9 protein-coding genes are annotated in these 9,534 nt (G+C 71.6%); 5 read left to right on the top strand and 4 right to left on the bottom strand.

The annotated features are described in order from the left end of the window. Both AB0J74_RS35390 and AB0J74_RS35385 read left to right on the top strand, forming a co-directional pair. The coding region (locus AB0J74_RS35390) for a lectin (RefSeq protein WP_363456444.1) at positions 1-1,140 on the top strand (1,140 nt) is incomplete at its 5' end. 102 nt (positions 1,141-1,242) lie between these two features. Continuing rightward, a complete protein-coding gene (locus AB0J74_RS35385; protein ID WP_363456441.1) occupies positions 1,243-2,205 on the top strand; it encodes an acetylxylan esterase in 963 nt (320 codons plus the stop codon). Positions 2,206-2,233: 28 nt separating this feature from the next. Here AB0J74_RS35385 and AB0J74_RS35380 read toward each other — a convergent pair whose 3' ends face one another. Next, the gene (locus AB0J74_RS35380) at positions 2,234-2,488 is read right to left on the bottom strand and encodes a hypothetical protein (protein ID WP_363456438.1); all 255 of its coding nucleotides are present in this window, start codon (positions 2,486-2,488) and stop codon (positions 2,234-2,236) included. Positions 2,489-2,615: 127 nt separating this feature from the next. After that, positions 2,616-3,386, bottom strand: a complete 771-nt coding sequence (locus AB0J74_RS35375; RefSeq protein ID WP_363456435.1) for a peptidoglycan DD-metalloendopeptidase family protein — start codon at positions 3,384-3,386, stop codon at positions 2,616-2,618. Positions 3,387-3,583: 197 nt separating this feature from the next. On the opposite strand from AB0J74_RS35375, the gene AB0J74_RS35370 reads away from it, so the two are divergent. Then, on the top strand, positions 3,584-5,194 hold the full coding sequence (locus AB0J74_RS35370; RefSeq protein WP_363456450.1) for an ABC transporter ATP-binding protein: 1,611 nt from the start codon (positions 3,584-3,586) through the stop codon (positions 5,192-5,194). Next, a complete protein-coding gene (locus AB0J74_RS35365; RefSeq protein ID WP_363456432.1) occupies positions 5,191-6,921 on the top strand; it encodes an ABC transporter ATP-binding protein in 1,731 nt (576 codons plus the stop codon). Before AB0J74_RS35370 ends, AB0J74_RS35365 begins: the two co-directional genes overlap by 4 nt. 47 nt (positions 6,922-6,968) lie before the next feature. Here the strand turns inward: AB0J74_RS35365 and AB0J74_RS35360 are convergent, their stop codons facing one another. Next, complete coding sequence (locus AB0J74_RS35360) at positions 6,969-7,580, bottom strand: hypothetical protein (RefSeq protein ID WP_363456429.1); 612 nt, start codon at positions 7,578-7,580, stop codon at positions 6,969-6,971. Between the two features lie 76 nt (positions 7,581-7,656). Here AB0J74_RS35360 and AB0J74_RS35355 point away from each other — a divergent pair, with 76 nt between their 5' ends. After that, a complete protein-coding gene (locus tag AB0J74_RS35355) occupies positions 7,657-8,610 on the top strand; it encodes a YihY/virulence factor BrkB family protein (RefSeq protein ID WP_363456426.1) in 954 nt (317 codons plus the stop codon). Here AB0J74_RS35355 and ppk2 read toward each other — a convergent pair. Continuing rightward, a complete protein-coding gene (ppk2, locus tag AB0J74_RS35350) occupies positions 8,597-9,529 on the bottom strand; it encodes a polyphosphate kinase 2 (protein WP_363456423.1) in 933 nt (310 codons plus the stop codon). The two genes, AB0J74_RS35355 and ppk2, sit on opposite strands and share 14 nt — an antisense overlap. Positions 9,530-9,534: the final 5 nt, after the last annotated feature.

Raw genomic sequence — 9,534 nt, 5'->3', positions numbered from 1 at the left:
ACGGGCTGGACGAACATGCAGTCGGAGATCAAGACGGACTGGACGGCGAAGATGTCCGCGCACACCGGGTCGGCGGCCTATGCCCGGCAGAACGGCAAGCCGGTGGTGTGTATCTGGGGGTTCGGGTTCAACGATTCGGGCCGCCCGTTCGTCCCGGCGCAGTGTCTGGATGTGGTCGCCTGGTTCAAGGCGCAGGGTTGTTACGTGATCGGTGGGGTGCCGACGTACTGGCGGCAGGGGATCAACGACTCCCGGGCCGGGTTCTTGGAGGTCTATCACGCGTTCAACATGATCTCGCCGTGGATGGTGGGCCGCACCGGTGACCTGGCCGGCCTGGACTGGTTCTACACCAATGTCAACGTCGCGGACCAGGCTGACTGCAACGCCAACGGGATCGACTACCAGCCGTGTGTGATGCCCGGTGACCTGTCCTCGGGGCATCGCCGGCACGGCGATTTCTACTGGCGGCACATCTACAACATGGTCCGGGTCGGCGCGGCCGGGCTGTATGTGTCGATGTTCGACGAGTTCAACGAGGGCAACCAGATCGCCAAGACCAGCGAAACCCAGGCGACCACCCCGGCCGGGGCCACCATTCGTGCCCTGGACGAAGACGGCACGTTCTGCTCCTCGGACTACTACCTGCGGATCACCGCCGACGGCGGCCGGATGCTCAAAGGCCAACTCGCACTGACCCCGACCCGCCCCACCCAGCCGGTCGCGGGCGGGCCGAGCAACCCACCGGCCGCCACCTACGGCTTCCGGTCCCGCGCCAACAACCTCTGGGTGCAGGCCGCCGACGCGGGCGCCTCCCCGCTGGTCGCCCGCGGCACCTCGATGGGCGCCTGGGAGCAGTTCGAGATGGTCGCGCTCAGCGGCGGCACGATCGCGTTGCGGGCCCGGGTCAACAGCCGGTTCGTCTGCGCCGAGAACGCCGGCGCCAACCCGCTGATCGCCAACCGCACGGCGGCCGGGGGCTGGGAGACGTTCCGGCTGATCCGCAACAGCAACGGCACGGTCAGCCTGCAGGCAACGGTCAACGGGCGCTACGTCTGTGCCGACAACGCCGGCGCCAACCCGCTGATCGCCAACCGCACCGCGATCGGCCCCTGGGAGCAGTTCGATCTCACCACGCAATGATCAGGTCGTACCATCTGCCAGGTGACCTCGCTCGAAACGGCGTCCGGCGCCCCCCGGCGCCGGATCGAGCGCGACCCTGGCACAACGACGTAGGAGCCTGCCGTGGAAGTCGACCTCCCCCTCGATCAACTCGTCGCCTACCGCTACCCGGAGCCGGAGCCGGCCGACTTCGACGAGTTCTGGCGGCGCACCCTCGACGAGGCCGGTGGCGTGCCGGTCGAGGCCGAGTTCGCGCCCTACGACGCGCTGCTGCGCACGGTCGACACGTTCGACGTGACGTTCGCCGGCTTCGGCGGTGACCCGATCAAAGGCTGGCTGATCCTCCCCGCCGACCGCTCGGGACCGCTTCCCACGATCGTCGAATACATCGGGTACGGCGGCGGGCGCGGGATACCGCTCGACTGGCTGGCGTACGCCAGTGCCGGGTATGCGCATTTCGTGATGGACACCCGCGGCCAGGGCAGCACCTGGCGCACGGGCGACACCGCCGACCGCGCGCCGTCGGGCCCGCAGGCGCCCGGCTTCGTCACGCGGGGGATCCTCGACCCGCACGACTACTACTACCGGCGGCTCTACGTCGACGCCTACCGGGCCGTGGACGCGGCGCGGGCGCACCCCGACGTCGACCCGACCCGGATCGCGGTCACCGGGCGCAGCCAGGGTGGCGCGCTGTCGGTCGCGGTGGGCGGCCTGCGCCACGACATCGCGGCGGCGATCCCGCACGTGCCGTTCCTGTCGGCGTTCCGGCGGGCCACCGCGATCACCGACGCCGACCCCTACCAGGAGATCGTGCGCTGGTGCGCCACGCACCGGCTCAAGGCGGAGCAGGCCTTCGCGACACTGGCCTACTTCGACGGCACGTCGTTCGCGGCCCGCGCCACCTGTCGCGGCTCGTTCTCGGTCGGTCTGATGGACCCGATCTGCCCACCATCCACTGTGTACGCCGCGCACAACGTCTGGGCCGGCCCCCGGGACATCACCGTGTGGCCGTTCAACAACCACGACGGCGGCGGGCCGGAAGACCAGATCCGCACCATCAAGGTGTTGCGTGAGGTGTTCGGCTGACCTCGCGCGGATCGGCGGCAGGCCCCGCTCAGGGCATGCCGCCGGTACTGCTGCCGGAGCCCCACGAGGTGTCGAAGGTGGTGCCCTCGCCCGTGCCCTTGCCGCGCATCGTGCCCTTGGCCAGTTTGCGCTGGTCGCGGCCCATGCCCCGGAGGGCGGCCTGGCCGGCGGCCCGCGGGTCGGCCGCGATCCGGGCGGCGGCCCGCCGCCGGCCGAGCAGCACGAGCACACCGCCGAGAACGACGGCGACCGCCACCAACGCCCACACCCAACCGTCCATCATGGCCTCCCACCGCTCCTCCCAACGGTAGGGGCGGCGTCGAGGCAGGGAAACGACCGTTATCTCGCTGTTACCGTCGGGTCACGCGGACGGAGGGGACGGCGGTCCCCTCCGTCCGGGAGGAAACCGCTCAGCAGCGTGGCACGCCGGGGATGAAGCCGTCGTAACCGGTGTAGACGTAGGCGTCCGAGATGAACCGGCCCGAACCGATCCGGTCCCAGATCGTGCTGGTGCCGTAGGTCCCGGTGACCGAGGTGCCGTTGGTCTGGCACTGGATGGTCACGCCGGCGCCGTCGGCGACCGTGCCGACCGACGCGTAGGAGGTGCCGGGGCCCGAGCGCACCGTCAGCGGCGAGCCGGCCGTGTTGACCGTGCCGTGGCCGGTGGTGCCGGAGCAGGCGTTGTCCGACGTGTAGGTCTTGGTGCCCCAGTAGAGGGCCAGCGTGCCGTTGAACCGGGCCTGCACGGCCGAGCCGTTGAGGCGCTGCTCGTAGTGCAGGTGCGGGCCGGTCGAGTTGCCGGTGGTGCCCACGTAGCCGATGACCGATCCGTAGCCGACCGACTGGCCGACGGACACGTTGAACCCGCTCAGGTGCGCGTAGTAGGTGGTGTAACCGCCGCCATGGTTGATCCGCACGTAGCGGCCGTAGCTCGTGTCACCCAGGTTGGTGACCACGTCGACGGTGCCGGGTGCGCTGGCGACGACGGGGTCGCCGTCGTCGTTGGTGCGGTTGAAGTCGATCGCGTTCGCCGGGCTGTGGTCGCTGCGGGTCTGCCCCGACCACGCCTGCCCGCAGGGGAACGGCACCTTGAACGTGGGAGCCGCCAGGGCGGGCGCCGACGGCAGCAGGAGGAAAGCGACACAGACGGCGCCGAGCAGGCGCCACCACCGTTGCTTCATCCACGGACCTCCACTCATATGAAGAAATACTTCAATGCGTGCATATGATCCTGGCAGAAAACTGCGTGAGGCGAAACATCCGCTGACGGTAGGTTGAACCCGTGCCCCCGCAGATCCCCCATGCCGATCCCGGGGTGCCCGACACACGGGGACCGTTCCGCTACATGTGGTGGTTGGCGCGCCGCCAGCCCTGGCGGGTGCTGCGCGGTGCCGTGGTCGGCACCGCCTGGATGGTCGCCCTCGCCGTGCGGCCCTGGCTCATCTCCCGCGCGGTCGACGACGGCCTGCGCACCGGCGACCACCGTGAGTTGCTCCTGTGGGTCGGCGCGATCGTGCTCTCCGGGCTGGTCCTGGCCTGGCTCGGCATCCTGCGGCACCGCACGATGACGTTCGTCCGCGAAGACGCCACCGCCCGTTCCGCCGAGGTGCTGCTGCGGCACCTGGCCCGCACCGGCTCGGCGTTGACCCGCCGGCTCGCGGCCGGTGAGGTCGCCACGGTCAGCGGCCGCGACATCGCCTACGTCTCCCAGGTGCTCACCTTCACCGGGCCGGGAGTGGGCGCGCTGGTCGCGTACGCGGCGGTGGCGGTCGTGCTCTGGACAGCGGCGCCGACGCTGGCCGTGACCGTGCTGCTCGGCGTGCCGTGCGTGGTCGCCGTCGTCGCGCCGCTGCTGCGGCGGCTGGAGGCGGTCGAGACCGACTACCGCCGCAAGCAGGGCGCGCTCACCGCCCGCGCCGCCGACATCGTCGCCGGCCTGCGGGTGCTGGCCGGCGTCGGCGGGCGCAACCTGTTCGCCCGCCGCTACGCCCGCCGGTCGCAGGACCTGCGGGCCGAGGGCTACCGGGTAGCCGTGCCGCACAGCTGGATCGAGGCGCTGGGCGTCGCGATCCCCGGGCTGTTCCTCGCGCTGGTCGTCTGGCTGGCCGCGCGGCTGGCCGCCGCCGGCACGATCTCGGTCGGCGAGATGGTGGCCGTCTACGGATATGTCGCGATCCTGGCCGTGCCGTGCTGGTTCCTGCTCGGCAGCGCGCACGACGTGATCCGCGGCCGGGTCGCCGCCCGGCGGATCCTGGCGCTGCTCGCCGTCGAACCCGACCCGGCCGGCGGCCCGGAGACGTCGGCCGCGCCGGCCGGCCCGGCCGACCTGCACGATCCCGACAGCGGGCTGACCGTCCCGGCGGGCCGCCTGCTGGCCGTCGCGGCCGACCACCCCGGCACCGCGGCCGCGCTCGCCGACCGGCTGGCCCGGTTCGCACCCAGCGACGTCACCTGGGGCGGGGTGCCGATCGGGGCGGTGCCGCTGGCCGAGGTCCGCCGCCGGATCGTGGTCGGCGACCACGACGCCTACCTGTTCGCCGGCCCGCTGCGGGCGACCCTCGGCGGCGCCGGGCCGGTGGAGGCTGGCATCCACGCGGCCGCCGCGGAAGACGTCGTCGACTCGCTGCCCGAGGGCCTTGAGACCGAGGTCGACACGCAGGGCCGCACCCTCTCCGGCGGGCAGCGGCAACGGGTCCGGCTGGCCCGCGCGGTGCTGGCCGACGCCGAGGTGCTGATCCTGGTCGACCCGACCTCGGCCGTGGACGCGCACACCGAGGCCCGGATCGCCGCCCGGCTGCGCGCCGCGCGCGCCGGCCGCACCACCGTGCTGCTGGCCACCTCGCCGCTGCTGCTCGGCCAGGCCGACGAGGTGGCCTTCCTGGCCGGCGGCCGGGTCACCGCCACCGGGAGACACGCTGACCTGCTCGACCGCGAACCCGGCTACCGGGCGCTGGTCGCCCGCGACAGCGACGCGGAGGTGGCGGGATGACCGGCCTGCCGGTCGCCGATCGGGCGACCACCCGGCGGGCCACCCGCGACCTGATCGTCGGCGAACGCCGCACGGTGATCGTGGTGCTGCTGCTCCAGGGTGCCGCGGCGGTGGCCGGCCTCGCCGCACCGCGGTTGCTCGGCTTCATCGTCGACGACGTGGTGGCCGGCAAGGGCACCGGCGCCGTCGACCGGTTGGCGCTCGCGATCATCGCCTGCACGGTGGTGCAGGGCGCGCTGCTGCGGTTCGGGCACCTGATCGGCTACCGGCTGGGTGAACGGGCCATCGCCCGGCTCCGCGAGCAGTTCGTCGGCCGCACCCTCGACCTGCCGACCGCCGTGGTCGAGCGGGCCGGCACCGGCGACCTCGCCAACCGCAGTTCGGTCGACGTCGCCACGGTCGGCACGATGGTCCGCGAGGTCGTGCCGATCGTGCTGATCGCGTTCGTCCAGATCGCGCTGCTCTTCGGCGCCGTCTTCCTGATCGACCCGTGGCTCGGCCTCGTCGCGCTGACCGGGGTGCCGACGATCCTGGCCGTCACACGCTGGTACCTGCGCCGGGCCACCCCCGCCTACCTGGCCGAGGGCGCGGCCAGCGCCGACCTGACCGAGGCGCTGACCACGACCGCGGAAGGCGCCCGCACGGTCGAGGCGCTGCGGCTGCGCGACGACCGGATCGGCAACGGCACGAGCCGGATCGGCCGGCTCTGGGCCACCCGGCGGGCGACGCTGGCGTTACGCTCGGTGTTCTTCCCGGTGATCGAGGCCAGCTACGCCGTGCCGATCGCGTTCCTGCTGCTGGCCGGCGGCACTCTGGTGCGCGAGGGCCGGGTCAGCATCGGCGACGTCGTCGCGGCGGCACTGCTGCTGCAGCAGGCGATCGAGCCGCTCGACCGGATGCTCCAGTTCATCGAGCAGGCACAGCGCGGCATCGCCTCGTACGCCCGCGTGCTGGGTGTCGGTTTCGGCGTTCCCGAGCAGCGTGGTGTCGCGCCCGCTCCCGACGACGAGCGGATCGTGGTGCGTGACGCCCGATTCGCGTACGCGCCCGGGCACGACGTGCTGCACGGCATCGACCTCGACCTGCGCCCGGGGGAGCGGCTGGCGATCGTCGGCCCGTCCGGTGCCGGCAAGTCGACCCTGGCGCGACTGCTGGCCGGCACCGAGGCCCCCGACAGCGGCAGCGTCCTGCTCGGCGGCGTCCCGGTGGCCGAGATCGACCCGGCCCAGCGGCGGCAGTTGATCGCGCTGGTCACCCAGGAACACCACGTCTTCATCGGTACGCTCCGCGACAACCTGTCGTTCGCCGCGCCGGAGGCCAGCGACGGCGACATGCTCAGCGCCCTGCTGGCCGTCGGCGCCGACTGGTATGCCGACCTGCCCGACGGCCTCGACACGGCGATCGGCGAGGGCGCTCACCAACTCGGCCCGGCCGACGCCCAGCAGCTGGCGCTGGCCCGCATCGTGCTGGCCGACCCGCACACGCTCATCCTCGACGAGGCCACGGCGGCACTCGACCCGACGACGGCGCGCCGCACCGAACGCGCGTTGGCCGCGGTCCTCGACGGCCGCACGGTCATCGCGATCGCCCACCGCCTCAACACGGCCCGCGACGCCGACCGCGTCGCGGTCCTGGAAGACGGCCGGGTCACCGAGTTGGGCACGCACGACGACCTGGTCGCCGCAGGTGGCGCCTACGCTTCCCTCTGGCGTTCCTGGCACGGCTGACCCCAGCGCCGGCCGGAGGGCGCCGCGCGCGGAGCGGTCCGGCGCGGCTAACCGGGTCGGTCGGCCCGGCACATGTTGCCGATGATCAAGGGCCACTGTGACCCGCCGATCTCCACGGTCGTCTCGACCTGACGGATCTCGCCGTCGCTGGTGCGGACGCGCATCCGCACCGGGAGCGGGTCGACCGAGACGCCGCCGCGCGCGCAGGCGTAGCTGATCCAGACGGCGACCGTGCGGAAGCCCGGGCGGAGCATCGCCTCCGGTGCCGTGTTGCGGAACTCGAGCCCGTCGCGCTCGGCTTCGACCGCCTCCACCCAGATCGGCAACGGTCCGAGGTTGACCAGCGTCAGGTTGGCGACCAGTGACGCGTTGACGCCGTCGCTGCTGCCGCCGGTCGCCGACGAGTCGAGGAGCTGCGCGCTGATCGACACGATCGCCGCCGCTTGCGCCTCCTGCTGGTGGCGCTGCCACTGGCGGACCGCGAAGCCGCCGACCAGCGCCCCGACCAGGGTGGCCAGCAGCACGGCGCCGACCGGGACCCGGGCCGCGCGCGCCCGCTGCCAGCCGCCGCGCAGCCGGGCGGCCGGGTCGGGCGCCGTCCGCTGCGGTGGCGGCCGGTCGAGATCGACGAAGACCTCCTGACGGCGGGCATCGACCATGGCGAGAGGGTACGCGCCGCGCCGCGTACGCGGCGATCCCGGATTGTCCCGTCGTCGGGACGCATCATGGATGCGCATGAGCGACAAAGCGCCGGAGAGTCCCACCAAGCTGCCGGCCGGCTCCTGGCTGGCCACTGCCAAACGCGCCGTCACCGAGTTCTCCGCCGACTCGGCCATCGACTGGGCGGCGGCGCTGACCTACTACGGCATCCTCTCGATCTTCCCCGGCCTGCTCGTCGTGGTCTCCATCCTGGGCCTGCTCGGCGACGACACGGTCGCCGCCGTGCAGCGCAACCTGGCCAGCACGCTGCCCGGCGCGCTGGCCGACTTCGTCAACAACGCGATCAGCCAGGTCGCCGGCAACGCGTCGCTGGCCAGCGCCGGCGCCGTCATCGGTGTGCTGGTGGCGTTCTGGTCGGCGTCCGGCTACGTGTCGGCGTTCATGCGCGCGTCCAACGAGATCTTCGACGTGCCCGAGGGTCGGCCGATGTGGAAGACGCTGCGTACCCGGGTCCTGCTGACCGCGGCGGTCGGCCTGATCCTGATCGCCTGTGCCCTGATCGTGGTCTTCACCGGCCGGTTCGCCGAGTCGATCGGCGACGCCATCGGGCTGGGCTCGGCCGCCGTGACCGCGTGGAACATCGCCAAGTGGCCGGTGCTGGTCGTGCTGGTCAGCCTGATGTTCTCGATCCTCTACTTCGCGGCGCCGAACGCCCGGCACGGCAGGTTCCGTTGGGTCACCCCGGGCGGGCTGCTCGCTGTGCTGCTCTGGATCATCCTGTCCGGCCTGTTCGGGCTCTACCTGACCTACTTCAACTCCTACAACAAGACCTACGGCACCGTCGCCGGGATCATCATCTTCCTGGTCTGGCTGCAGCTGTCGAACATGGCGATCCTGCTCGGCGCCGAGTTCGACGCGGAACTGCAGCGCGCCCGGGCGATCCTCGGCGGGCACCCGGCCGACGAGGAGCCCTACCTGCCCCTGCGCGACGACAGCAAGCTGAAGAAGCGGCGGCCTAGAACGCGGTGAAGGCGCGGCCGTGCGGCTCGCCGTCCTCGAACAACTCGCTCGCCGCGCCGACGATCAGCGGGTCGGGCCTGCCGACGATCTCCTCGTCCTTGTTGTCGTAGGGGAACCGGGTCAGCACGTGCCGCATGGCGGCCAGCCGGGCCCGCTTCTTGTCGTTGCTCTTGATCATCGTCCAGGGCGCGTCGGCGGTGTGCGTGTAGAAGAACATCGCCTCCTTCGCCTCGGTGTACTCGTCCCACTTTTCGAGCGACGCGAGGTCGGTGGGTGACAGCTTCCACTGGCGCACGGGGTCGACCTGGCGGATCAGGAACCGGGTGCGCTGCTCGTGCCGGGTCACCGAGAACCAAAATTTGATCAGGTTTATCCCTGACCGCACCAGCATCCGTTCGAGCTCCGGGGTCTCCCGCATGAACTCGAGGTATTCGCCGCGCGTGCAGTAGCCCATCACCCGCTCGACGCCGGCCCGGTTGTACCAGGACCGGTCGAAGAGCACCATCTCCCGCGCCGCCGGCAGGTGGGCGATGTAGCGCTGGAAATACCACTGCGCCATCTCCCGCTCGCTCGGCTTCTCCAACGCCACGACGGTCGCGCCGCGCGGGTTGAGGTGCTCCATGAAGCGCTTGATCGTGCCGCCCTTGCCGGCCGCGTCGCGCCCTTCGAAGAGGATCACCAGCCGCTTGTCGTTCGCCTTGATCCAGTTTTGCAGCTTGAGCAACTCGATCTGCAGCAGCCGCTTCTCGCGCTCGTAGTCGGCGCGGTCCATCCGCTCCTGGTAGGGGTAGTTCTCGCGCCAGGTGTCGACGACCTCGCCGTCTTCTTTGAGCAGAATGGGGTCGTCATCGTCATCGTCGAGCACGCGGTAGCCATCGTACCGTTTGAGCAGGTTCGGGGTGCCGCCATTGCTGCTTTCCGCGCTCATGGACC

This window comes from Asanoa sp. NPDC049573, assembly GCF_040676615.1.
Classification (GTDB): domain Bacteria; phylum Actinomycetota; class Actinomycetes; order Mycobacteriales; family Micromonosporaceae; genus Asanoa.
This window is presented reverse-complemented; position numbering and strand designations above follow the sequence as displayed.